This is a genomic window from Adhaeribacter soli (assembly GCF_008727925.1).
Classification (GTDB): Bacteria; Bacteroidota; Bacteroidia; order Cytophagales; family Hymenobacteraceae; genus Adhaeribacter_A; species Adhaeribacter_A soli.
In genome coordinates, this window is record NZ_VTWT01000012.1 from 85,052 (window position 1) to 110,419 (window position 25,368).

The window sequence follows — 25,368 nt, forward strand, 5'->3', positions numbered from 1 at the left end:
TGTATGTCAACGTTAGCACACCAAAACTTGTCTTATAGCTTAATTCTTATCGTGCAGCTTCAAAAGGTTCCTGTATGACGAAGGGAAAAACGCTACTACTTTCAGCTGAAAACTCCGAACGAACTTCCGGATCTAATTCTGTAATAATTCAAATAACAATTCCCTTCCAATAAGAGTAAATAAAACTGCACCTCAAACTTCAGCCTTTATGCACACCATTGAGCCTTTCTATAACTGGATAGAAATTTATTCGGCTTCAGAAGACCCGCGTTCCCCGCTGTACGAAGCCGAGAACGACCTCAATCACTATACCCACGATATTTACGGCTACTACATTCATCCGCAATGGGATGCGATCGGCTCGGAAACCCTGTTCATCAAGATCCTTTTTGCTGATTACGAGGAAGGCTACGTAATAATGGAATTTATAGGAGAATGGAACGATGCTTTGCACAACGACATCATGCACCTGAAACGCAACATTGTGGATCCGCTTGTGCAGGAAGGGATAAAGCACTTTATACTGGTGGGGGAAAACGTTTTCAATTTCCATGGTTCCGACGACAGCTATTACGAGGAATGGTTTGACGAAGTGGAAGAAGGCTGGATCGCCGCTATCAACTTCCCGGAGTTCGTGTTGCGCGAAATGCAGCACTACAACCTCGATTCATACATCAATTTCGGAGGCAGCCTGGAAGAAATCCCGTGGCGTACTTTAGACCCGCGCCGCCTGTTCCTTCGCATCGATAACCTGATCCAGAAACGACTTGCTTAAACTGAAATCATCAAGCATAAAAAAAGGCGCCGTTTCGGGCGCCCTTTTAAGAACAAAACACTTCAACAATTAAACAACAATATTAGTGAGCGGCATTTTGAATGCTGTCGGCTTTCTGCTCGCCGGCATCTTCTACTGCATCAGCGCCAGCTTCGTTACCAGCATTTTCCATTGCATCAGATTGTGCTTCGGCAGACTCTTCTACCTGCTCAGCAGCCTGGTCAGCTTGTTCTTCTTTTTTAGACTCGCAGGAAGCAAATGTAAACATACCGGCGGCAACAGCTAAAAATAATACCTTTTTCATTCGGGGTAATCAGTTAAAATATAAATGGATGATTTTATAAACCCGCTAAATTCCTAAATACAAGAACATTCGGCGGGTTAGTTGCAGTTAATACGCTTTCCTGAAAAAGGTAACCCACCCGGACTAAAATAAAAAAGGCTTCGCTTTGCAGCGAAGCCTTTTACAAACCGGTTAATTCCGGTTAATAGAAATTACTGACCAGTAGTAGTGCCAGTTGTACCAGAAGTAGTACCGGTAGTAGTTGTACCAGTAGTGCCAGTGGTAGTAGTGCCAGTAGTAGTACCATCGGTAGTAGTACCGGTTGTAGTAGTACCAGTAGTTGTACCATCGGTTGTAGTACCAGTTGTGTCGGTCATAGTACCTTCGGTTTCGGTACCCATGTCTTCAGTACCGCCTGTAGTAGACTCGGTAGTAGTGTGTGTTTCTTCAGTTTTTTTAGTTTCGCAGGAAGCGAAAGTGAACATACCGGCAACTACAAGAAGGGATAATGCTTTTTTCATTTTTTGTTTTTTTGTTAAAGTTTAATTGTTCCGTTTTGTTTCTGTTCAGCCCTACAATCGTTAAAAACGTGATTTTTCCGGGCGAACAGTGGTTAATACTAAGAAAAAAAAAAGGTAACCCGGCTTTTTAAAAATATTTCAGACTTTTTTTAAAGGAGCAGAAGCCTGCTTTTCAAGCCGGGAACCTGGCGTTTTTATCTACTTTTCAGGAGTTCACTTTTCATTGGTTAAACCACCTTATAACCCGTAAATAAGAAAGGGATATACCTGCCATAAAACAAAAAGCCCTGCACAAGTGCAGGGCTTTTTGTTTTGCCGGAGCCAGCCAAACGCTGGCTTCCTAAAGCTTTACTAAACTAATAATTACTGAGCTGGAGCAGTTACAGTAGTATCAGTAGTAGTAGTAGTTGTAGCAGCAGTGTCTACAGTAGCAGCAGCAGTGTCAGCAGACATGTCAGTGCTTTCAGTTGTAGTTTCTGTAGTTGTAGTTTCTTCAGTTTTTTTAGACTCGCAAGAAGCGAAAGTGAATAAACCAGCTACTGCTAAAAGAGATAAAACTTTTTTCATTGTGTTGTTTATAAAATTAGATTTAGAGTCGCAAAGGTAAACGAAGTTTTCTAAACCAAACAACACCCTGAAAAATTTTATTTCTTCTTATAGATCACGTTGATCGGAACTCCCTCAAAGCCAAAGTGTTTGCGGATTTTATTTTCCAGAAAACGGGTGTACGATTCGCGGATATACTGCGGCAAATTGCAGAAAAACGCAAAAGTAGGGTTGTGCGTCGGGATCTGGGTTACGTATTTGATCTTCACGAACTTCCCTTTTATGGATGGCGGCGGGTAGTTTTCGATCTCCTTCAGCATCACTTCGTTCAGCTTGGAGGTGGAGATTTTCATCCGTTTGTTTTCGTAAACCTCGATCACTTTCTCGATGGCCTTGTGCACGCGCTGCTTCGTTAGTACCGAGGTGAAAATGATCGGCATGAAATTGTGCGGCGCCAGTTTTTCGTAGATCATCTCTTCGAATTCCTTGGCCGTGTTGGTGCCTTTATCTTCTACCAGGTCCCACTTGTTCACCAGAATTACCACGCCTTTTTTATTCTTGATGGCCAGCCCGACAATGTTCACGTCCTGGGCTTCAATACCGCGCGTGGCATCGATCATAACCACAGCTACGTCCGACTCTTCCAGCGCCCGGATAGAACGCATTACGGAGTAGAACTCGATGTCTTCGTGCACTTTGGTTTTGCGGCGAAGACCGGCCGTATCGATCAGAATAAACTCTTTACCGAAGGATTTGTAGCGCGAGTGAATGGAATCGCGCGTGGTACCGGCAATGTCGGTTACAATGTTGCGTTCTTCGCCTAACAGCAGGTTCACAAACGAAGATTTACCTACGTTCGGGCGGCCCATGATGGCAATTTTCGGAATGCCTTCGTCCGGATTCTCTTCGTCTTCCGTTTTAAAGTGCTTCACTACTTCGTCCAGCAGATCGCCGGTGCCGGAACCGCTTTGCGACGAGATCGGGAAAACCTCTTCGCCTAAACCCAACGCATAAAACTCGCCGGCCTGGTGTCCCCGCTGGAATGTATCGGCTTTGTTGGCTACAATGTAAATTGGTTTTTTGGAGCGGCGGAGTACGTTCGCAAATTCTTCGTCGAGGCCGGTAACGCCGGCTTCCACGTCTACCATAAACAGAATTACGGTGGCTTCGTTAATGGCCAGTTCTACCTGCTTCCGGATCGATTCTTCGAAAATATCATCCGAACCGTGTACGTAACCGCCGGTATCTACCACGGTAAAGTTTTTGCCGATCCACTCAGCATAACCGTAGTGGCGGTCGCGGGTTACGCCGCTTTCATCGTCCATGATGGCTTTGCGTTGGCCAACCAAACGGTTAAAAAAAGTTGATTTGCCGACGTTAGGCCGGCCTACAATTGCTACAATGTTTGCCATTGTGGTAAAAAATTTGGTAATGTTTCAGCCCCTCATTCTTCGTAGGAGTATCCGAATTAAGTAAAATGGTATTCCTGTTGCCTGAAATTCTACAACAGAACCAAGTGTGGGCTTGCAGCCCGGTAATATTTTATTGTCTGAATCAGGATTTTCAGGATTAACAGAATTTTCAGGATTTAATATTTGAAATTCTGTTAATTCTAAAATTCTGAAAATTCTGATTCTGACTTTTCAGGCCTGAAAGCCTAGTATTTTTTACTGCTTATTATAAGGGTTAGGTATCACTTTTATCAGTCTTTTTTACTCTTCAAAGAAAAGTCCTGTGTCTAGCGTCTTGATACTTGTGTCTAAAAATCAACTTCCCTTATACCCAAACCGCGATAACGATTTCGGATCACTGCGCCAGTTTTCTTTTACTTTCACGAAAATTTCGAGGAACACTTTTTTCTGGAAGAAATCTTCGAGATCTACGCGGGCCTGTGAACCTACCTTTTTCAGCATTTCGCCGCCGTGGCCAATGATGATGCCTTTCTGGCTCCGGCGTTCTACGATGATTTCAGCGCGCATCCGGATAATATTTTCGTCTTCCTTAAATTCCTCGATCACTACTTCGCAACTGTAAGGAATTTCTTTTTTGTAGGTCAGGAAGATCTTTTCGCGGATCATCTCGGCCGCAAAGAAACGCTCGGGCTTGTCGGTTAGTTCATCTTTGGGGAAATAAGCCGGGTGCTCGGGCAAATGCTTCAGAATAAGCTCAAAAACCTTGTCGGTATTTTTCTTATTAAGCGCCGAGATCGGGATAATTTCTTCGGCCTGCACTTTGTCTTTCCAGTAATTTATCTTTTCCAGCACCTCATCGGAAGTAGCCTGATCCGTTTTATTGATGAGCAGCAGGATCTTCGCTTTTGATTTCTCGAGGCGTTTGATCACTTCGTCTTCGTCCCATTTTTCGTAGATATCCGTCACGAACAGCACCACATCCGCATCTTCCAGACTGCCGCGCACAAATTCCATCATGCTTTCGTGCAGTTCGTATTTCGGCTGAATAATGCCCGGCGTATCGGAATACACGATCTGGAAATCGTCGCCGTTCAGAATACCCATAATGCGGTGGCGCGTGGTCTGGGCTTTGGAGGTAATAATCGAGAGGCGTTCGCCAACCAGCACGTTCATCAGGGTCGATTTCCCAACGTTGGGTTTCCCGATAATGCTGACAAATCCGGCTTTGTGAGGCGTTTCCAAAATAGTAGTTAATTAGGTTTGAACTTGCAAAGATACGAATTTCGATGGTTCGATTTATCGATATTCGTAGGTTCGACTTTTTTAGAGAAAATGGATAGCGTTTTAAAGCCTGTTTGGACTATGTAGGGACAGGTCGCGACCTGTCCGCACGTTATCTGATTAATTGCCTGAACACGATCTTTAAGATTCAAAAGATTGACAGGATTTTTGATAAGCGGGTAAGGATAGAGATTATATTTGTTTGATAAGATCGGGAATGCGTGATCAGGAATGTGTGCGGACAGGTCGCGACCTGTCCCTACTGTTTTTTGGTGCTGGGTTTGGGGTCAAAACTAAATACCTATCTTTACAGTTTAATCCCGAAAAAGAAAATATGGCAACTACTCCCCTTACGGGCGTTTTACTTATAAATTTAGGCACGCCCGATTCTCCTGAAGTTCCGGATGTGCGCAAATACCTCCGCGAATTTTTAATGGACGGCCGCGTGATCGATATGCCGGCGCCGCAACGTTTTATGCTCGTAAACGGCGTTATTGCGCCGTTTCGTGCGCCGAAATCTTCGAAGGTTTACAAAGAGCTTTGGGACGAACGCGGCTCACCGCTGCTTTACTACAGCCAGGATCAGCAGAAACTGTTGCAGGAAAAACTGGGCAAAGATTATCACGTGGCCTTAGGCATGCGGTACCAGAACCCGAGCATCGAAAGCGCTTTGGAAGAACTCCGGAAGAAAGATGTAGATAAAATAATTGTGATCTCGCTTTATCCGCAATACGCTTCGGCAAGCACCGGCACTTCTACCCAGAAGGTGATGGATATTGTAAGCAAGTGGGAAGTAATTCCGAGCATTTCGTTCATCAACCGTTTTGCCGACGATCCGGGCTTTATCAAGACCATTGCCGCCATCGGCCGCAGTTACATGGAGAAAGAAAAGTTCGATCACTATGTTTTTAGCTACCACGGCATTCCGGAACGGCAGATCTTAAAGGCATCGAACGGCGGCTATTGCCAGCTTTCCGATAAATGCTGCAGCACCTACAACAAGAAAAACCGCTACTGCTACCGCGCCCAATGCTACGAAACCACCCGTCTTGTAGCCAAAGAACTCGGTTTGCGCGAAGATCAATACACGGTGGCGTTCCAATCCCGGTTACAAGCGCGCATCAAAGACCCTTGGATCAAACCTTACACCGACGAAGTAATTGCCGAAATGCCGAAAAAAGGAATTAAGCGCGTGTTGGCCTTCAGCCCGGCGTTTGTGGCCGATTGTTTGGAAACTACTGTTGAAGTTGGGCGCGAGTTCAAGGAAATTTTTGAGGAAGCCGGCGGCGAACACTGGCAATTAGCTGAGAGTTTAAACACGCACCCGATCTGGATCGACACGCTGAAAGATATGGTGCTGCGGAGTTAGTTTCTTAAAGTATAATTGTATAAATCAAAAGACCCGGCATCTTCCGATGCCGGGTCTTTTGATTTTATTTACAGCCAACCTGTTTACTTCATTAAGGTCCCTATTAACATCATAACTCCAGCTAAGATTATTAAAATGAGCGCTTTAAACATATTGCTTGTAGATCGAATGGGAAAGTAAACTCCAAAAAAGATGAGCACCCCTAAAAAAGCAGGTATTAAACCTCCTGCAACTGAGTCATACTCACTTAAAGCTCCACCTAATATTCCACCTGCAACTAAATAGATTGTCAGGAACACATCACTTCTATACACCATCTAAGTAATAAATTAAAGTGAAAGTCCCGGCCTCTTCCGAAGCCGGGACTTTTTTATGCTGAAACGCTATTGTTTCTAAGCGTGAATGTTCTGGTACATTTTGGCCAGCGTAGCGGCAGCGTAATCGATTTCTTCCGGCGTATTGTATTTACTGAAAGAGAAACGTACTGCACCGCGGTTCGGATCTACGCCCAGAGCCTGCAGCACGTGGGAACCGACATTGGTTCCGCTGGTACAAGCACTGCCGCCCGAAGCTGAAATTTTATTGATATCTAAGTTAAAGAGCAGCATTTCGTTCATTTCCGAAGGCGGCAGGCTTACGTTCAGCACCGTATATAAGCTCTTATCCGCAAACTCCGAATTCCCGTTGAACCGTACGTCTTCGATCTGCTCTTTCAGTTTGGTGATCATCCGGTCTTTCAAACCCTGAATGTAGGTTTGGTGTTCAGCCATGTCGCGGTAAGCAATTTCCAGGGCTTTGGCCAGACCGATAATGCCGTACACGTTCTCGGTACCGCCGCGCATGTTACGTTCCTGGGATCCGCCATGAATTAAAGGCTGCACTTTCACATTTGCATCTACATATAAAAAGCCAACGCCTTTCGGGCCGTGGAATTTATGCGAAGAACCCACCAGGAAATTTACCGGCAAGGTTTGCAGGTCGTGTTTGTAGTGGCCCATGGTCTGCACGGTATCGGAATGGAAAACGGCATCGTACTTTTTGCAGATCTCCCCTATCGTTTGAATGTCGTTCAGGTTGCCGATCTCGTTGTTGGCGTGCATCACCGAAACGATGGAGCGCGGATTATTGGCCAGCAATTCTTCCAGGTGATTCAGATCCAGCGTACCGCGTTCGTCGTGCTTCAGGTAGCTGAGTTTTACGCCGTCGTGCTTCTCCAGATTCTCCATGGTGTGCAGCACGGCGTGGTGCTCCATCCGGTCGGTAATGGCGTGCTTGATTCCCAGGGTGCGGGCCGTGCAGGTAATAGCCGCATTATCCGCCTCGGTACCGCCGGAAGTAAAGAAAATTTCGGAAGGCGAAGCGTTTAAGAGCGTGGCTACCGTTTTCCGGGCGCCTTCTATGGCGGCGCGCACCTGCCTTCCGTGCGCATGAATGGAAGAAGGATTGCCGAAATGTTCGAGCATAAAGGGCGCCATGGTATCGAAAACTTCCTTATCTAAAGGAGTGGTCGCCGCATTGTCGAGGTAAACACGCATATATTTTAATTAGAAATTAAAAATTAGAAATTGTTAAATCAGCAATACTGAAACAGAATTTCAAAATGAAAGATTTACAAATATAAGGGTTTCAGTTCTAAATGGTTCCTTTGTTGGCTATTTACTGCCGAAAAGCTACCGTTTTTGTCTGAACTATGATTTATTTGATTCTTATGATTTTCCTGATCCTATGGCGCCATGAATCCAATATGCCATGATTTTTGATTTTCCATTCTAGGATTTTGACTTCCCATTGCAGGATTTTGATTTTTCCCAATTGTACGGGCCGGGCTTGTCCCCGCCCCACGCATATTGATCCCCAAATTATTGCTTCCCCACATCATTCCAAATAGCCAAAACGCTACACAATTAAAGCAAAAAAGCCCGCCACTTTGCAGCAACAGGCTTTCCTAAGTAAAAATTTCTAATTTCTAATTCTTAATTTCTAATTAAAATCAGGCTTTCTCCGAAATTATTTCCTTGATATCGCCGATGATCTTATTCGCAAGATGCTCAGCGGTAGAATTGGTATCGGATTCAGCATAAATACGGATAATAGGCTCGGTATTCGATTTACGCAGGTGTACCCACTCTTTATCGAATTCGATCTTTACGCCATCTATTGTGTTTACCGGTTGCTTTTTGTAGCGGTTCTGCATTTGTACCAGCACCTCGTCTACGTTTATTTCCGGCGTTAATTCGATCTTGTTTTTAGAAATATAGTAGTTCGGGTAAGAAGCCCGCAAACGCGTCATGCTCAGGTTTGCTTTGGCCAGGTGCGTCAGGAACAAGGCAATTCCCACCAGCGCATCGCGGCCGTAGTGCAGTTCCGGGTAAATAATACCGCCGTTGCCTTCGCCGCCGATTACCGCGTTCTGCTCTTTCATCATTTTCACCACGTTCACCTCGCCTACTGCTGAAGCAAAGTACTGCCCACCGGCTTTTTCGGTTACGTCGCGCAGGGCACGGGTAGAAGAAAGGTTGGAAACCGTGTTGCCCGGCTTATTCTTCATAATATAATCGGCCACAGCCACCAGCGTATATTCTTCGCCGAACATGCTGCCGTCTTCGCAGATCAGCGCCAGACGGTCTACATCCGGATCAACTACAATGCCCAGGTCGAACTTGCCTTTTTCCAGCACGCGGGAAATATCGCGCAGGTTTTCCGGCAACGGTTCCGGATTGTGGGCAAAATTACCGTCCGGCTCGCAGTACAGTTTTTCGATCTGGGTTACGCCCAGTGCTTCCAGCAGCATCGGCACGGCAATTCCTCCGCTGGAGTTTACCGCATCTACTACTACCCGGAAATTTTTAGCTTTAATGGCCTCTACGTCTACCAAAGGCAGACTTGTAATGGCTTTAATATGTTTTTTCAGGTAATCGGCAGTAGAATATTTGCCGAGTTTGGTTACCTGTTCAAATTCAAAGTTTTCGCTTTCGCCGATCTCTAATACCAGCTTGCCTTCCTCGTCGTTAATGAATTCGCCTTTATCGTTCAGTAACTTTAAAGCGTTCCACTGTTTCGGGTTGTGGCTGGCTGTAAGAATAATCCCGCCGCCGGCTTTCTTGGCCGGAACGGCTAATTCCACGGTTGGCGTGGTAGATAAACCTAAGTCAATTACATTTATGCCCAAGCCCTGCAGCGTTGCCGCTACCAGCTTGCTTACCATTTCGCCGGAAAGCCGGGCATCGCGCCCAATAACAATCGTGTTGTTCTGCGTGGTTTGCAGCACCCACGTTCCGAAAGCAGCAGCGTATTTTACTACATCAACCGGCGTTAAGGCTTCACCTGCCTTACCCCCGATCGTTCCTCTGATTCCTGAGATTGATTTTATTAAAGCCACGAATTCTTCTTTTAAATAAATTAACTGCAAAAGTAATGATTCAATATCAAACAAGTAAGAAAAACTTAAGCTCTTTTACTTCCGCGCTTAGTTTCTCATTTTCCAGTCGTTAACTTCAGGTTTTCACCATAACATAATGCTTTGAACTGCGCTTCCTGAAACCGCCAAAGCGTACGGTTCATGCCTGAAAAACTACGCACTATTTTCCGGAACCTCAGCCACTTTCCGCTTATATTTGTAAAATGGAAAATACAGTTTTTGCCGATTCTCCCCGCGGCCGCCAGCTCCAGGCGTTCAACCGCCTTTTAGATATCCTCGACGATCTCCGCGAAAAATGCCCCTGGGACCGCAAACAAACCCTGCAGAGCCTTCGCCACCTGACCATAGAAGAAACCTACGAGCTTTCCGATGCCATTATGCGCAACGATATTCCGGAACTAAAGAAGGAACTCGGCGACATTATGCTGCACATGGTCTTCTACGCCAAAATTGCTTCCGAACTGAAAGCCTTCGACCTGGCCGATGTACTCAATGCCCAGTGCGACAAGCTCATCTTCCGGCACCCGCACATTTACGGCGACGCCAAAGCCGAAACCGAAGAACAGGTGAAACAAAACTGGGAGCAATTAAAATTAAAGGAAGGCAATAAATCGGTGTTAGGTGGCGTTCCTGTTTCATTACCGGCACTTGTTAAGGCCATGCGCATTCAGGAGAAAGCCCGTGGCGCCGGTTTCGATTGGGAGAAAAAAGAACAGGTATGGGAAAAAGTAGAAGAAGAACTCTCCGAATTCAAATCTGAATTTAATATGGTTGCGCCGGAAGAGTTGGACCGCGAAAAAGCCACCGGCGAGTTTGGTGACCTTTTATTTTCCCTGGTAAATTTTGCCCGGTTCATCGATATAAACCCGGAAGAAGCCCTGGAAAGAACCAACCTGAAGTTTATCCGGCGCTTTCAGTTTCTGGAAACCGAATCGGCCAAAGACGGTAAAAATCTGCGGGATATGAACCTGGAAGAAATGGACAGTTATTGGGAGAAGGCAAAAAAAAGTGAATAAATACATTCCTTGGAACCAATAAGCAGCTAATTTAAGTTAAAACACTGTAACTCAAGCAGTAAACCTGCTGCCAGTTAACTAAAAGCAGGTTTGAATACATCTTTTTCAGCAAAAAAAGGAAAGAGACTGCAACGAAACCGAACTTTTTTCCATCAGGGAACGGTATAGGGCAGGTCGGAAACCAACAGGCTAGTTCTGCCAGCAAGCAATAAAACGCACGATGAAGAAAATTAGAAATGGGGACCAGAGCAGCATAGCATTATAATTTGTATGCATGCAGAATTATTAAATTAGTATTAAATTTTATAAGTTTATGCCCCAATACCCGATTGAATTTGGCGGAAACTCTGAATTTGATTAGGTTTGTACGGGTAGAATAGGCGACTAAACGATTTAAACGGGGAATTTACCCGGATATTTATGGAAGGACCGCTTGTAGTACCCATAGATTTGAAAAACAAACAACTAAAACAACCAAAACAATTAAACTTTAATTTTTTACAACAATGGAAAAAAAGATTGCAGTAAGCAAAGATGCAACTACAACCACTAACGAAGGCAAATCTAGCGGTCTTTTCGCAACACTTGCTATTCCAATCGCGATTATAGCGTCGATTGCAATTTATATGTTCATTTTAGGTAACCCAGCCAACTTCGAAGGCGGCGACCCGAACAATCACCCACTTCCAGGTAACGTATTAGGCATCGTTTATAAAGGCGGTTTCATTGTACCTATCCTGATCGCCCTGCTTGTAATGGTGTTGGCTTTCGCTATCGAGCGTTACCTTACTATCAGCAAAGCCAAAGGCTCTAAAGGTATTGAAGGTTTCGTACGTACCGTTCGCATGAAACTGAACCAGCACGACATTAACGGCGCTATTGCTGCCTGCGACGCTCAGAAAGGTTCTGTTGCTAACGTAGTAAAAGCCGGTCTGTACAAATACAAAGAAATGGCTGTAGACACCAACCTGCCAAAAGATCAGAAAGTACTTGCTATCCAGAAAGAGATCGAAGAAACTACTGCCCTTGAATTGCCAATGCTGGAGAAAAACCTGGTTATCATTTCAACCATCGCTTCCATTGCAACCCTGGTAGGTCTTATCGGTACGGTACTTGGTATGATCAAAGCGTTCTCGGCTCTCTCCGCCGGTGGTGCTCCCGATGCAGTAGGTCTGGCAAACGGTATCTCTGAAGCCCTTATCAACACGGCCCTTGGTATTACCGGTTCTGCTATCGCTATTATTGCTTATAACTTCTTTACAAGCAAAATCGACGAATTAACCTATTCTATCGACGAGGCTGGTTTCTCTATCATCCAAACGTTTGCTTCCCAGGAAGGAAACACTGTAAAAGCTTACAACGCTTAATCAAGTAACTGCAAAGAAAATATGCCTAAAGTTAAAGTACATCGGACCAGTCCTTCACTGGACATGACTCCCATGGTTGACTTGGCGTTCTTGCTGGTAACATTCTTTATGCTTACCGCAACACCTTCGCAGGAAGAAAAGTTGATTGTCGATACCCCTTCTTCTATTTCGGAAATTAAGCTTCCCGAAAAAGACGTTATAACCATAACAATTGGAGGTGACAACCGCGTTTTTTACGGCGTAGATGGCCAGCCGACCAGATTAAGGCTGCTCGATAAAATGGGCGCCAAATACAACGTGACCTTTACCGACGAGGAAAAGCGATCTTTTGAACTAATGAACAGTTTCGGCATGCCAATGGCAAACCTGAAGTCTTACCTGGCCATGACGCCGGAGCAGCGCAAGAAGGTAGCCCAGCCTGGCATTCCTTACGATTCCCTTACGAATGAATTGGGCGACTGGGTGCTGCAAACGCGTCTTACCAACCCCGATGTGGTAGTGGCTGTTAAAGGCGACGTAAGCACCACCGTACCAACGGTTCAACGGGTTATTGAAGTTCTGCAGGAGAAAAAGGTAAACCGGTTCAACCTGATTACCGACCTCGAAATGAAACCGTCTAACTACAAAAAGAGATAAGAAGATGGCAGAAATACAACCAAAAGGTGACGGCGGCGGCAAAGGAGGAAAGAAACGGGCTAAGAAAATGTCGACCAAAATCGACATGACACCCATGGTAGACTTAGCATTCCTTTTGCTTACCTTCTTCATGCTTACCACCACCTTCAACAAGCCGCAGACCATGGAAATAAACATGCCTGTGAAGACGGAAAACAAGGATGAACAAAACGAGTTGAAGGCTTCTGAAGCGTTGACCGTGATCCTGGGCAAAAATGACAAGATTTATTATTACCAGGGGCTGAACGACGGACAGAACCAACCAGACTTGAAAACCACCGATTATTCGGACAAAGGTATCCGGGAAGTTTTACTTGACCTGAATGCCCGTATCCCGAAATTAACGGTGCTGATAAAGCCGGTGAAAACCGCGCGCTACAAAAACGTAGTGGATATTCTGGATGAAATGAACATTACGAATACCCGCCGTTACGCGCTGGTAGATATGAGCCCGCTTGACGCTAAATTAATGGAAACTGTAACCGGAGCGCCAGATGGAAAATAAGAATTATGCGAACGCTACGCTCGACGACATTGTTTTTGAGGGGCGAAACCGGGAGTACGGAGCCTATGTGCTTCGCCAGGTTTACAACAAGCACGTAACCCGTGGCTTATTCATAGCCATTGCTGTGTTTATCCTTTGTCTGGCCGCACCGGTAATTTCAAAACACCTGTTCCCGGAAGAGGAAGTAGTGCAGGAAATAGTAACTGTTGATGTGAACACGCTGGCAGAACCGCCACCGATCGACAAAGCTACCCCACCACCACCGCCACCACCAGTGGAGCCGCCACCGCCACCAGTAGCCAAAACCATTAAGTTTACGCCACCGGTAGTTAAAAAAGACGAGGAGGTTCGGAAGGAAGAAGTGCCGGATATCGATAAGATTAAGGAAGCCCAGGTGGACGTAAAAACCCAGGAAGGTGACCCGAACGCCAAGCCTGACCTTTCCGGCCTGGAAGGTAACGGTAACGCAGTAGTTCAGGAGGTAGTGGAAGAAGAAATTTTCCTTGCCGTAGAACAACCTGCCGAATTCCCGGGCGGAAATGCCGAAATGTATAAATGGCTGCAGAAAAATATCAGATACCCGGATTTAGCACGACGCAGTGGTATTGAAGGCCGGGTAATGGTACAGTTTGTAGTAGACCAGCAGGGCCAAATCTCCGATATCAACGTTTTACGTGATCCGGGAGGAGGAACCAAAGAAGAAGCTATCCGCGTAATGAAAGCTATGCCGAAGTGGACTCCGCCTAAACAAAATGGCCGCTCTGTAAAACAGCGCATGGTAATCCCGATCAGCTTTAAACTGGGCTAATACAAGCCTGTTAAATAAGTGATCCAATAATGAAAAAGCCCCGGAAAACTCCGGGGCTTTTTTTATGCCCAATCGGCAAACGCATGAGCAGATTAGCATTAGCAAAATAATTTTAGGCCTTATAACAACATTGCCTTAAACACAGGCGTTTTCTATTTAAAGCAGGCAGGTTCTGGGGCAAACAAAAATGCAGGCGTTTACGGATGCGGATAAGTGGGTTTGCAAGGGACTGGCAATGGCGCGATTTCGTTACCTATCTATAACCTTTAACCGATTCGCCAAATGAAAACCATCAACTATGCTTCCGCCTCGCTCGACGACATTGTATTCGAAGGGCGCAACCACGCTTACGGCGCGTACCTGCTCCGTAAAACCTACCACCAGCACCTGGAACGCGGCTTTCTGGCTGCGATATCGGTTTTCATGCTGCTCATTGCTATTCCCCTGGTTAAGAACCAGCTTTTCCCGCAACCTTTTGTCATTGAACCGCAACCTGTTCAGCCCGGCACTTCTTTTATTGAGATAGAGCTTCCGGATATTAAACCGGTAACGCCACCGGTAGACCAGCCCTTAACTCCGCCTCAGAAAATAGAGACCACCAAATTCACAACCCCCGTGGTTACCGCTACCATTACCAAGCCGAGCGAGATACCTACGCAGCAAGCGCTTAGCCAAACCAACGTGGGCACCACCACCCAAACCGGCGATAAAGAAGGCATAGCGCCAATAGAAACGCCCGTAGCAGGAACCGCACCCGCTTTGCCGGCAGCGAACACCGAAGTGCTTACCCACGCCGAACAAATGCCGGAATTCCCCGGCGGGTATGCGGCTTTGCAAAAATATCTGTCTTCCGAGATGAGGTATCCGGCGCTGGCTTCCAGAAACAATGTGGAGGGTACGGTAATTTTATCTTTCGTGGTAAATGCGCTGGGCGAAATCTCTGATATCCAGGTGTTGAAATCCTTAGGCGCCGGTACCGACGAAGAAGCCAAACGGGTTATAAAATCGATGCCGCGCTGGAATCCGGGAAAAAATAACGGCATTGCGGTTAATGTACGCTTTGTAATCCCCGTCAGATTTGCCCTGAAATAAAAAACAGTATGCTTTAAGCAGAAAAACTCTGGGCCGGAAACGGTTCCGGAGTTTTGTTTTTTAATCCTGGTAAGGTATTTCCGGAGATGCCAGGATGAAGCCCTGCTTTTTGCAAAAGAAACAAAAAGCTAAAATTAACGTGAAGCATAATAGGGCAGAAAAAAGGCAATTTAAAGCCGGCTTCTTTTAACTTTACGCTGTAAAAACAGTATCCTTTTCCTAAAAAAAGTAAAACCCATGTTCGAACCCTCTCACCGGAATCCGGAAAGCAAATACACCCGTTTCCTCCGCATCTTTACCTTAATCATGACCCTGCTGTATCCGGCGCTCGGCATTTTCCTGATCTTTTCTTCCCAGGAGCAGGTGCGGCTCGATGAGAATATAAAGTTGATCCTGGGTATTGTGCTGCTCATTTATGGCATTATCCGCTTTGTGCGGGTGTATAAGCAACATTTTAAGCCGCGCCGCGACCGGTTCTCAAACGAAGAATAATCTGCCTGGTGAAACGTTATAGTAAAGAAACAAAAGGTGTTAGCCCGCGGCGACCGAAAACAATGTTTCCGGCGCTGCCGTGATTTGCCTTTAATTATTAGATTTGTGCCACCAACTTCCGGCAATTACGTTTTAGCCACTATGAAAAAATTTGCTGCATCTTGCATGCCTTTCCTTTTAGGCAGTTTTTTAACCCTCTCGCTGGGCAGCTGCAACCAGGATCAAAAGACAGCCGGCACGCTGGACACCCCTACTTCCGGCACCATTAAGATCAGCGCCGACGAGTCTTTCCAGCCGGTAGTAGAAGCGCAGCTCAGCGTATTCCACCGCAATTATAAAAATGCGAAAGTAACGGCTTCCTATAAACCCGAAGGCCAGGTAATTCAGGACCTGCTTCAGGACAGTGCCCGGGTAGTAATTGTATCGCGCCAGCTTACGCCCCCAGAACTGAAGGTTTTTGAAAATGCAAAGATCACCCCGCGCGTTACCCGCATTGCCTACGATGGCGTGGCCCTGATCCTGCACCCCGAAAACCGCGATACCCTGCTTTCCTTACCCCAATTGAAAGAAATTTTCACCGGCAAGGCAAGCTCCTGGAAACAAGTGAACCCGGCTTCGACGCTTGGCGACATTACCATTGTTTTCGATAATAATAATTCCGGCACCGCCCGCTTTGTACAGGATTCCATAACCGGCAAGCAGCCGCTTTCCCAGAAAGCCTATGCCTCGCAGTCAAGCCCGGCGGTTATCGATTATGTAGCCCAGAACAAAAATGCGATCGGCGTGATCGGGACCAACTGGATCAGCGATTTTGATGACAGCACGGTAGTCGGTTTTATAAACCGGATAAAAGTAGTGGCCGTGGGCCGAAAAACCGCTCCCACCGATCCGGACAGTTATTACCAGCCTTACCAGGCTTACCTTGTGCAGGGCAATTATCCGTTGCGGCGCGAAGTTTTTACCATCAGCCGGGAAGCCCGGGCCGGACTTGGCACGGGGTTTGTCTCCTTCGTTTCCGGCGATAAAGGCCAGCGCATTATGCTTAAAGCCGGCCTGGCGCCTGCCCGCGGAGTAGTTCGGCTGGTAGAAGTAAAAAAATAACCCTTTTTTTCTGTAAATAATTAATAATTGCTAATACACCCAAAAACAAACAACATGACAAAGAACTGGAAATATGCGCTCCTGATTACCGGCATTTTCTCCACCTCTTCTGCTATTGGCCAGACCTTGCAGGATGGCAGAAAGGCAATGGAAAAAGACCAGTACCAGGATGCTAAGAAGATCCTTTTAAAAGTAGTTAAAGCCGATAATAACGAAATTAACAATATTGCCCTCGGCGATGCTTACCTGAAAGCCGGCCAGCCGGACTCAGCCGTTTTCTACTACAACCAGGCCGCTTCCAAAAATGCGAAGTCTGCCCTGGGTATGGCCGCGGCTGGTAAAGCGGCCCTGGTTAGAAATGATTTAACCCAGGCCGAAAGCAAGTTTGCCGATGCATTAAAACGCTCTAAATCGAAAGATGCCGAAGTACTACTGACCATTGGTTCTGCTTACATCGATACCGATAAAAACCTTGGCCGTGGCATCGAGAACCTCAATAAGGCCCTTGCCCTGAATAACAAGAATGCGGCAGCTTACGTGAAACTCGGCGATGCATATTTGAAGCAAAACGACGGCGGTAAAGCCATGTCTGCTTACGAGAATGCCATTCGGGCCGACAACAACTACATTCTGGGCCACTTGCGCAAAGGGCAGCTGAGCGTGCGTTCCCGTAACTACAACGAAGCACAAACTGCCTACACTAGCGCAATCCAGATCGACCCGAATTACGCACCGGCGTACCGCGACCTGGGCGAACTTTACTACTTTGTAGGCAAATACGACTTGGCGCTTCAGAATTACAAAAAGTACGTGGAGATGGCCGGCAAAACCCCGGAAACCCGCGCGGTTTACGCTTCCTTCCTGTTCCTGACCAAAGATTATAAAGGTACCATTGCCGAAGCCGAAGAGGTTCTGAAAAAAGACCCGAATAACCTTACCATGAAGCGCCTGCTGGCTTACTCTTACTACGAAACCGGCCAGTACGATCAAGCCCAAGCTGCTATGCAGGATTACTTTAAAACTGCTCCGGCCGACAAGCTGCTTTCTTCCGACTACGAGTACCAGGGTAAAATTCTGGCCAAAGCCGATAAAAACCAGGAAGCCCTTACCAGCCTGAACAAAGCCCTGGAAATGGATTCTACGCGCGCCGACCTTCGTTACGATATTGCCCAAATCTACGTAAAGCAGAATAACCTGCCGAAAGCGATCTCGATGTACCGCAACAAACTGAAAACAGGCAAACCAACCAATACTGATTATTACTACCTGGGCTCCTTGTACGATCAGTCTAAAAACTACCGTTCAGCTGACAGCTTATACGCCCTGATTACGGTGAACAACCCTACGTATGCGCAAGCCTACCTGTGGAGAGCCCGCTCGAACTCCAACCTCGATCCGGAATCGAAACAAGGCCTGGCCAAACCGCATTACGAAAAATACATTGAACTGGCCTCCGCCGATAAAGCTAAAAACAAAGACGGTTTAGTGGAAGCAAATTATTACCTGGGCTATTACTATTACCTGAAAAACGACAAAGCTAAAGCCAACGCTCACCTGAAAGAAGTACTGGCTTTAGACCCGACCAACAAGCAGGCCAAAACCTTGCAGGGCGTACTTTCCGGCGCTGATACCAAATCGAAAAGCAAAAGCAAGAAGTAAGAAATTGCTTATTCATGTAAAAAGCCCGCCTGAAAAGGCGGGCTTTTTTGTTGATGTAATTTAACTGCCGTTGTTGGTAAAAACACCAACAACTTCTTTTGAGCAATTTCACTAAACAATTTCGGTTGTTGGTGAAAACACCATAGCCGTCAGGTCAAGCCAATTTATTGGGTCATCCGAACGAAGTTGAGGGAACTATCGCATACCGCCGAGCGAAAGGCATTTATTGCTACGCTCAAATACCATAGTAGTACCAGATAGTTTCTTCGGCTTCGCTCAGAATGACCAACTTTTTAGCCTACCGACTATATTGACAAAACATTATCAGGCCTGAACGAACTTCCGGAAAGTGCTGAATAGCTTCTATTTTCACGAATTATGAAACGGTACCTAAACCGGCATAAAAACTACCCTAATCTGCATACAACTCCCATTTGGCAAGCGCCTGAACGAAGTCTTCGGGAAATTCAGAGGAAAACTGCAGGAATTCTTTTGTTTTCGGGTGAATAAAACCTAAGGATTGGGCATGTAGGGCCTGGCGGGGAATAATTTTAAACGCATTCTCTACAAAAGCCTTATAGGAACCGGTAGGCTGCCCCTGCAGGATCTTGTCGCCGCCGTAGGTGGCATCGCTGAAAAGCGGATGGCCCAGGTATTTCATATGCGCCCGGATCTGGTGCGATCGCCCGGTTTCCAGGTTGCATTTCACCAGCGATACATACTTAAAGGTTTTTATTACCTCGTAATGCGTAACAGCGTGTTTGCCTTGCTCCCCGTTCGGATACACGCTCATTACCCTCCGGTCTTTCAGGCTACGCCCTACGTGCCCCGTAATGGTTCCTTTCTTCTCCTTCGGCACGCCCCAAACCAAGGCATAATAGGTTCTTTCTATGGAATGGTCGTAGAACTGCCGGGCCAGGTAGGTCATGGCAAATTCAGTTTTAGCAATTACCAATAGGCCGGAAGTGTCTTTATCGATGCGGTGCACCAAACCGGGTCGGATAGTGCCATTGCGGCTGGTGGGCAGATTATTTAAATAAAACGAAAGCGCATTTACCAAAGTACCGGTCCAGTTGCCGTAAGCCGGGTGCACTACCATGCCCGCTGGTTTGTTTACCAGCAGCAATTCCTCGTCTTCGTAAACAATATTAAGGGGAATATCTTCCGGAACTACTTCGGTATCGCGCGGCGGATCGGGCAGCGTAATGGTAATGACATCGAGGGGCTTTACCTTATAACTCGATTTTATAGCCTTGTTGTTAACCAGAATGGTATGCGCTTCAATGGCATTCTGAATCTTATTCCGGGTGGCATGCGGCAGTCGGTCCATCAGAAATTTATCTATCCGGAGCAGGCTTTGCTTCTTATCGATTACAATGCGGTAATGCTCGTATAATTCATCCGAATCCAGATCATGGTTTTCGTCCAGAAGGTTATCTTCTTCCAGCGGTTCGGCGTCCATCATCATAAGGGTATGGTTTTTAAACTGAAAAGTATAGCGTTTGGGGGCTTCAGCGGGTTCTATAAAAAGGAAAGCCGGCGCAGGTGCGTCGGCTTTCCGGGTATTGTTCCAGGAAAAGAAATTACTTCTTTTTCCCTTTAGACTTCGATTTTGAATCTTTGGCCGGCGTTGTTGCAGCAGGCGTAGTTGCTTTAGGAGTTTCGGCTGGCTTCTGGCCCGGCGTTACACCCATTTTCTTTAATACCAGGTCAGAGATGTTGCCATCTTCCGGACCGTGTAAAAGCACCGGAGTAGTACCGTAACCGGCATCGGAGTTGAATACATAGGTGTAACCGTTCTCTTTGGCTACATCGTCGATGGCTTTCTGCAGTTTATCCAGCACCGGTTCCATTAACTGCTGCTGCTTTTTCTGTAAAGAAACATCGGCATTTTTCTGGAACTCCTCAATGGAAGTACGCAGGTTCATCAGCTCTTTTTCTTTGTCGGCTTTCACCACATCGGTCATAGTGGCAGCACCTTTCTGGTACGCCTGGCCTTTGGTTTCGAATTCCTGGTATTTAGATTTTAACTGGTTTTCAAGTTGGGCGCTGTAAGCTTTCAGGTCGGCTTCGATCTGCTTGCTTTCCGGCATCTGGCTCATTACATAATCTACGTTAGTATAGCCGATTTTAATAGGGGCTGCAGTTTGCGCATAAGATACGGCGCTCATAAAGAAGAACGCGATTGCAGCAATTAAATTACGTTTGTTCATTTTTGCTTTTCAGGTTTGTGTAGGTTACTTTTTAGTTTTACTTTTTGTGTTTTGTGCAGGTGCTTTCCGTACCGGCGTTTTTTGTTCAGAATTTTCTTCGTCCTGAATACCTTCGATTGCCCGGCTCGGCAGGTCAGACGGATCTTCTTTCAGTGCGCCCGCCGGCCTTGCGCCCGGCGTATTCTTTTCCGGAGAGGCCAATCCGAGTTCTTCCAGCACAAATTCAGTATAATCGTGCACCGGGTTGGTATAAATCATTGTCAGGTCGCCCGATTTATCGAACATGATCTGCAGGCCTTTCTTTTTCGAAACTTTTTCAACCGCTTCAAACAAATTGTCCTGCACCGGTCTTATCAGTTCAGCCCGTTTTTTAAAGAGCAGGCCCTCGAAACCGAATACTTTTTTCTGAAAATCGCGGGCTTCTTTTTCTTTCGCTTCAATTTCAGCCAGCCGCTTTTTCTTCATTTCATCGGTAAGCAGCACTTCTTCGGCCTGGAATTTTTTCCGGAGTTTTTCCGCTTCCTGAAACAGGCCGTCTGCCTCTTTCTGCCAGTTAGCCGAAAACTGGTCGGCTTCCTGTTTGGCCGAAGCGTAGGCAGGCATTTTGCTTAAAATAAATTCGGAATCGATATACCCGAACTTCTGAGCAAAGGCCGCCGGAGCTGCCAGCAGAAGTACAAAAAGTATACCTAAAATCTTTTTCATATTGTTAACTGAGAAAATTATCTTATTTGCTGGCCGATCATGAAGTGGAAACGTCCGCCTCTTGGGCTGCCGGAACCATTTACCCCCGGAATAACCGGATAATCGTCCAGGCCATACCCGTAATCGAAACCAAGTAAGCCGAAAGCTGCCATGAAGATCCGGGCACCCACCCCTACAGAACGGTAAAGTTTATAAGGATTGTATTCGCGGTAGTTAGCAAAGTTATTACCTGCCTCTGCAAAACCTAGAACAAAAACCGTAGCGCTTGGGTTCAGTGTGATCGGGTAGCGAAGTTCCATCACGAATTTATCGAAGGCCACACCACCCGCATCGCTTGGAGTAACGCTGGCGTCTTCGTAACCACGTAAGCCTACATAATCGGTTCCTACAATAAAGCCGCCTACGCCTAAACCACTACCGCCTAACTTAAAGCGCTCGAACGGCCCAATTCCCAGTTTTTTATCATAAGTGCCAATAAAGCCGAAGTGTGCCCGGGTGTTAAGTACCAGCGCCCGTTCTTTGCCCCCGATAATAGTGGTAAACCAGGAAGCATCGAACATCCATTTGTGGAACTCGATCCACTCGAAGTTGCTGGTCTTGTTGCCGAACAGTGAATACGGCGGCGTCAGGTTGGCGCTTAAGCTTACCGAAGAACCGCGCTTGGTAAAGATCGGGCTGTCGTAGCTGTTCCGGGAAATCGTGTTGTTCAGGGAAATACTGTTGGAAGTACCGTTGCTGAACCCGCTGATCGAATAATTATTAAGAATGTACTGGTAGTATGACAGGGAATGCGACAGCACAAAATAGTCGTCCGGCCATCTTAAGCGGCGGCCCAGCCCTACCGAGGCGCCATTGATCTTAATAAGCGGAGCGTCCGGATTATTTTTGAATTCTGTATAACTGGCCTGGCGGGAAATAGTTTTGCTTAAGCTTACCGAAAGCGAGTTCGGTTTACGGCCTCCCAGCCATGGTTCGGTAAAGGAAATAGAATAAGACTGGTAACGGAAACCATTCGCCTGCACGTTCAGAGCCAGTTTCTGACCATCGCCGGAAGGTACCGGAGTCCAGTTTCTTAATTTACCGGCTTTACGCAGCGAGAAGTTATTGAAAACGAAACCGGCCGTGCCCACAAAACCCTGCAGACCGCCCCAACCACCGGATAGGGTAAACTGATCGCTTGGTTTCTCCACTACGGTGTAATTAATATCTACGGTACCATCGGCCTGGTTCGGAACCGGGCTCATGCCAATCTGCTCCGGATCGAAATAACCCAGGTTGGCGATCTCATTCCGGGAACGGATCAGGTCGGCGCGGCTGAATTTCTGACCAGGAACCGTTCTCAGTTCCCGCAAAATCACATGGTCGCTGGTTTTGGTATTGCCGGCTACCCGCACTTCTTTAATCCGGGCCTGGGCGCCTTCCGAAATACGCATTTCAATGTCAATGGAGTCGCCTTCTACCAGTACTTCCACCGGATCGATGTTGAAGAACAGGTAACCGTCGTCCATGTAAAGGGAAGTGATATCCAGGCCGGTAGGGTTATAGCTCAGGCGTTTGTCGAGGGTTTCTTTGCTGTAAACGCTACCCTTTTTAATGCCTAAAACGCTGGCCAGGTAATTGTCTGAATACAGGTAGTTGCCCGTCCAGGTAATATTGCGGAAGAAATATTTACGGCCTTCGTTAACCGTTATATAAACCTTAATGCGCTCATCCGATACTTTTTCGATGCTGTCGGATACGATCTGGGCATCGCGGAAGCCCTGGCTGTTGTAGTAATTGATAATGGCTTTTTTATCGTCTTCGAAACCGCTGCGCAGGAATTTAGAACTGGTAAAGATCTTGTAGAACTTTCTTTCCTTGGTGTTCTTCATCTGCTTCTGCAGCTTGCTTTCAGAAATGGCTTCGTTGCCCGCAAACGTAATTTCCTCGATCTTAACGCGTTCGTTCTTATTAATATCGATGTTCAGGATAACGCTGTTGGCCAGGGAAGAATCGGGTTTCTGGGTAACGTCTACCTTCACGTTCATAAACCCTTTATCCAGGAAATATTTACGAACGGTATTTTTGGTATTGTTCACCAGGGCATCGGTAACCACCTTGCCACGGATCAGCTTGATTTTTTCGCGCAGATCGTCGGCCTGGCCTTTTTTAATGCCGGAGAAAGTGAATTTAGAAAGGCGCGGACGCTCGGTCAGGTAAAAATCGAGAAAAATGAAACGGCCTTCTACTTTGGTAGCCGAAACTTCGATATTCCCCAGAATGCCCTGATCCCAGAGCTTGTTGATAGCCTTGCTGATATCTTCGCCCGGAATGGTGATCTGGTCCCCAACTTTTAAGCCGGTAATAGAAATCAGGGAAGCCGGATCAAGGAACCGGGTGCCGCTTACGGTAATACCGCCGATCTCATATTTCTGGGGGTTTGTGTAATCCAGGTTTAGCGTCTGGTTGCCCTGCATCCGGATTTGGCTGAAAGCCGGAAAACTCAGAAAAAGCAGGATCAATGCCCCAAAAACGTTATTCAATATCTTCATTTTATAAGTTGTTCGCTCGTTTTACCAAACCGGCGTTCCCGGCCCTGGTAGGCAACAAGCGCTTCGTACAAGTTTTCTTTTCTAAAATCAGGCCAGAGCAGATCCGTAATGTATAATTCGGTATAGGCCAGTTGCCAAAGTAAAAAATTGCTGATTCTTTGTTCGCCGCTGGTCCGGATAAGCAGTTCCGGATCTGGCATGCCGGTGGTAGCTAAAAAGGAGCCGAAGTTCTGTTCATTCACTTCTTCCGGCAAAAGCGTACCGTTCTGAATGGCTTTCCCGATCCTGTTTATCGCCTGGGCAATATCCCAGCGTCCGCTGTAGCTTAAAGCCAATACCAGCGTCATGCGGGTATTGTGTTGGGTTGCCTCAATGGCTTCTTCCAGTTCCTTGCGGCAGGAAGCGGGTAAGCTTTCGGTATTGCCGATTGCGTGCAGCCGGATATTGTTTTTCATGAGGGTGGCGGTCTCTTTGCCGATGGTGGAAACCAGCAGCTGCATCAACGCATTCACCTCGTATTGCGGACGGTTCCAGTTCTCGGTAGAAAAAGCGTAGAGCGTTAAGTATTCGACCCCTAACTCGGCTGCCGCCTCTACCGTTTCGCGCACGGCGGTAATGGCGCTCTGGTGCCCGAAAATACGGAGACCGCCGCGCTTTTTAGCCCAGCGCCCGTTGCCGTCCATGATAACGGCCACATGTTTAGGTAAATTGTGTTGATCTATTTTTTCCCGAAGACTCATCCATCCAGTATTTCCCCGCAAGTTATGAAAACCGCAGGAATTTTGTAAATAAAAGTGCTATTCCAATGGAGTTGGGTTACTCCGGTAGACTTTCGGGCACCGGATCTTGTAGAAAGTATACGATAAGGCAATGCCATTATAGAAGTACCAGTCGCTGTTGTGCGGATTGGCCAACCCTCTGGATTGCTCCTCACCTAAATTATCGTAAAGGTCGGTAAAAATTTTCCGGGCGCCGATCTCGGCCCCGATGTTCCAGTGATACGAAAGGGCAAACTTCACCCCTACTCCGGCCGGAATACTAATGGAAAGGATATTGCGTTTCTCGGCCTCGCCTCCCTGACCGGTTGTGGTTATCTGGCTGCCAATGGTACTGCCACCAACCACAGCCTGGGCATCGGACTCGGTTTTAGTAGAACTCAGGAAGCCGGCCAGGTTTACAAAAAAGTATGGCGTCCAGCGCTGCTGGCGGCGCAGGTCGTAATAATCCAGGAAATTATATTCCAGGCCGCCGGCCAGTTCAACCAGACTGCCGGACATCCTCGCCTGCCGTAGCTGGTTTAACGGAATCTTAAAGTAATTATCGCTGGCGCCGGTTGCCCCTACCAGTAGACTGGCCCGCAACGTTACCGGGTTGGAAATATCGCGCCGGTAAAAAACCATTGCTGCCGGGCCATTGTTGCCAAAGCGGTATTTCGGCGAGATTTCCCCTTTATAATTTACCCCGCCCAAGCCCAGGCCTAATTCGCTGGTGCCAATATTCTGCGCCTTAGCCGGCATAAAAAAAACACTCCCTACCCAGGAAAAGGTAAGGAGTGCCATAATAGTATGAAGTTGTTTCATGCAGTAGTAAACGCCCCGA

The 25,368-nt window shown here is 46.8% G+C and carries 25 protein-coding genes; 11 read left to right on the forward strand and 14 right to left on the reverse strand.

The window, feature by feature from the left end; translation table 11 throughout:
* Positions 1 to 208 precede the first annotated feature (208 nt).
* Positions 209 to 775: a hypothetical protein gene (locus F0P94_RS17775; RefSeq protein WP_150905571.1), complete on the forward strand. Its 567-nt coding sequence runs from the start codon at positions 209 to 211 to the stop codon at positions 773 to 775.
* An 82-nt stretch (positions 776 to 857) separates the two neighbouring features.
* On the opposite strand, the gene F0P94_RS17780 is transcribed toward F0P94_RS17775, so the two are convergent.
* The 5 genes from F0P94_RS17780 to era all read right to left on the reverse strand — a co-directional run bounded on the left by F0P94_RS17780 (position 858) and on the right by era (position 4,782).
* Positions 858 to 1,079: a hypothetical protein gene (locus F0P94_RS17780; protein WP_150905573.1), complete on the reverse strand. Its 222-nt coding sequence runs from the start codon at positions 1,077 to 1,079 to the stop codon at positions 858 to 860.
* Between the two features lie 191 nt (positions 1,080 to 1,270).
* Complete coding sequence (locus F0P94_RS17785; protein ID WP_150905575.1) at positions 1,271 to 1,579, reverse strand: hypothetical protein; 309 nt, start codon at positions 1,577 to 1,579, stop codon at positions 1,271 to 1,273.
* A gap of 363 nt (positions 1,580 to 1,942) precedes the next feature.
* Positions 1,943 to 2,146: a hypothetical protein gene (locus F0P94_RS17790; RefSeq protein WP_150905577.1), complete on the reverse strand. Its 204-nt coding sequence runs from the start codon at positions 2,144 to 2,146 to the stop codon at positions 1,943 to 1,945.
* A gap of 77 nt (positions 2,147 to 2,223) precedes the next feature.
* Positions 2,224 to 3,537, reverse strand: coding sequence for a ribosome biogenesis GTPase Der (gene der / locus F0P94_RS17795; RefSeq protein WP_150905579.1), 1,314 nt, complete (start codon positions 3,535 to 3,537; stop codon positions 2,224 to 2,226).
* A 354-nt stretch (positions 3,538 to 3,891) separates the two neighbouring features.
* On the reverse strand, positions 3,892 to 4,782 hold the full coding sequence (era, locus tag F0P94_RS17800) for a GTPase Era (protein WP_150905580.1): 891 nt from the start codon (positions 4,780 to 4,782) through the stop codon (positions 3,892 to 3,894).
* A 370-nt stretch (positions 4,783 to 5,152) separates the two neighbouring features.
* Here era and hemH point away from each other — a divergent pair, with 370 nt between their 5' ends.
* A complete protein-coding gene (gene hemH / locus F0P94_RS17805; RefSeq protein WP_150905582.1) occupies positions 5,153 to 6,187 on the forward strand; it encodes a ferrochelatase in 1,035 nt (344 codons plus the stop codon).
* 83 nt (positions 6,188 to 6,270) lie between these two features.
* Here hemH and F0P94_RS19760 read toward each other — a convergent pair whose 3' ends face one another.
* The 3 genes from F0P94_RS19760 to glmM form a co-directional block, all read right to left on the reverse strand.
* Positions 6,271 to 6,504 (reverse strand): hypothetical protein, encoded by a 234-nt coding sequence (locus F0P94_RS19760; RefSeq protein ID WP_191907095.1) that lies wholly within the window; start codon positions 6,502 to 6,504, stop codon positions 6,271 to 6,273.
* Positions 6,505 to 6,579: 75 nt separating this feature from the next.
* A complete protein-coding gene (locus F0P94_RS17810; RefSeq protein WP_150905583.1) occupies positions 6,580 to 7,722 on the reverse strand; it encodes a cysteine desulfurase family protein in 1,143 nt (380 codons plus the stop codon).
* A gap of 455 nt (positions 7,723 to 8,177) precedes the next feature.
* Positions 8,178 to 9,566, reverse strand: coding sequence for a phosphoglucosamine mutase (gene glmM / locus F0P94_RS17815; protein ID WP_150905585.1), 1,389 nt, complete (start codon positions 9,564 to 9,566; stop codon positions 8,178 to 8,180).
* A gap of 242 nt (positions 9,567 to 9,808) precedes the next feature.
* Between glmM and mazG the strand changes: the two genes are divergently transcribed.
* The 9 genes from mazG (at position 9,809) to F0P94_RS17860 (ending at position 18,320) form a co-directional block, all read left to right on the forward strand.
* A complete protein-coding gene (gene mazG / locus F0P94_RS17820; RefSeq protein WP_150905587.1) occupies positions 9,809 to 10,621 on the forward strand; it encodes a nucleoside triphosphate pyrophosphohydrolase in 813 nt (270 codons plus the stop codon).
* A 506-nt stretch (positions 10,622 to 11,127) separates the two neighbouring features.
* On the forward strand, positions 11,128 to 11,988 hold the full coding sequence (locus F0P94_RS17825; RefSeq protein WP_150905589.1) for a MotA/TolQ/ExbB proton channel family protein: 861 nt from the start codon (positions 11,128 to 11,130) through the stop codon (positions 11,986 to 11,988).
* Between the two features lie 21 nt (positions 11,989 to 12,009).
* Positions 12,010 to 12,624 (forward strand): ExbD/TolR family protein, encoded by a 615-nt coding sequence (locus F0P94_RS17830; protein ID WP_150905591.1) that lies wholly within the window; start codon positions 12,010 to 12,012, stop codon positions 12,622 to 12,624.
* Between the two features lie 4 nt (positions 12,625 to 12,628).
* Positions 12,629 to 13,168 carry an ExbD/TolR family protein gene (locus tag F0P94_RS17835; RefSeq protein ID WP_150905593.1) on the forward strand — a complete coding sequence of 180 codons (540 nt, stop codon included), beginning with the start codon at positions 12,629 to 12,631 and terminating at the stop codon, positions 13,166 to 13,168.
* The gene (locus tag F0P94_RS17840) at positions 13,158 to 13,976 is read left to right on the forward strand and encodes an energy transducer TonB (RefSeq protein ID WP_150905595.1); all 819 of its coding nucleotides are present in this window, start codon (positions 13,158 to 13,160) and stop codon (positions 13,974 to 13,976) included. Before F0P94_RS17835 ends, F0P94_RS17840 begins: the two co-directional genes overlap by 11 nt.
* 282 nt (positions 13,977 to 14,258) lie before the next feature.
* Entirely contained in the window at positions 14,259 to 15,068 is an 810-nt protein-coding gene (locus F0P94_RS17845) for an energy transducer TonB (protein ID WP_150905597.1), read from the forward strand.
* A gap of 237 nt (positions 15,069 to 15,305) precedes the next feature.
* Positions 15,306 to 15,560, forward strand: coding sequence for a hypothetical protein (locus F0P94_RS17850; protein WP_150905599.1), 255 nt, complete (start codon positions 15,306 to 15,308; stop codon positions 15,558 to 15,560).
* A 141-nt stretch (positions 15,561 to 15,701) separates the two neighbouring features.
* Positions 15,702 to 16,661, forward strand: coding sequence for a PstS family phosphate ABC transporter substrate-binding protein (locus F0P94_RS17855; protein WP_225307273.1), 960 nt, complete (start codon positions 15,702 to 15,704; stop codon positions 16,659 to 16,661).
* Between the two features lie 54 nt (positions 16,662 to 16,715).
* Positions 16,716 to 18,320 carry a tetratricopeptide repeat protein gene (locus F0P94_RS17860; protein ID WP_150905603.1) on the forward strand — a complete coding sequence of 535 codons (1,605 nt, stop codon included), beginning with the start codon at positions 16,716 to 16,718 and terminating at the stop codon, positions 18,318 to 18,320.
* A gap of 412 nt (positions 18,321 to 18,732) precedes the next feature.
* Here the strand turns inward: F0P94_RS17860 and F0P94_RS17865 are convergent, their stop codons facing one another.
* The 6 genes from F0P94_RS17865 to porG form a co-directional block, all read right to left on the reverse strand.
* Positions 18,733 to 19,785, reverse strand: coding sequence for an RluA family pseudouridine synthase (locus tag F0P94_RS17865; RefSeq protein WP_394349691.1), 1,053 nt, complete (start codon positions 19,783 to 19,785; stop codon positions 18,733 to 18,735).
* Between the two features lie 118 nt (positions 19,786 to 19,903).
* Entirely contained in the window at positions 19,904 to 20,533 is a 630-nt protein-coding gene (locus F0P94_RS17870; protein WP_150905605.1) for an OmpH family outer membrane protein, read from the reverse strand.
* A gap of 24 nt (positions 20,534 to 20,557) precedes the next feature.
* On the reverse strand, positions 20,558 to 21,238 hold the full coding sequence (locus F0P94_RS17875) for an OmpH family outer membrane protein (protein WP_150905607.1): 681 nt from the start codon (positions 21,236 to 21,238) through the stop codon (positions 20,558 to 20,560).
* A 17-nt stretch (positions 21,239 to 21,255) separates the two neighbouring features.
* Complete coding sequence (bamA, locus tag F0P94_RS17880) at positions 21,256 to 23,769, reverse strand: outer membrane protein assembly factor BamA (protein WP_150905609.1); 2,514 nt, start codon at positions 23,767 to 23,769, stop codon at positions 21,256 to 21,258.
* Entirely contained in the window at positions 23,766 to 24,509 is a 744-nt protein-coding gene (locus F0P94_RS17885; protein WP_150905611.1) for an isoprenyl transferase, read from the reverse strand. Before F0P94_RS17885 ends, bamA begins: the two co-directional genes overlap by 4 nt.
* A gap of 57 nt (positions 24,510 to 24,566) precedes the next feature.
* Positions 24,567 to 25,328, reverse strand: coding sequence for a type IX secretion system protein PorG (gene porG, locus F0P94_RS17890; RefSeq protein WP_225307274.1), 762 nt, complete (start codon positions 25,326 to 25,328; stop codon positions 24,567 to 24,569).
* Between the last annotated feature and the right edge of the window lie 40 nt (positions 25,329 to 25,368).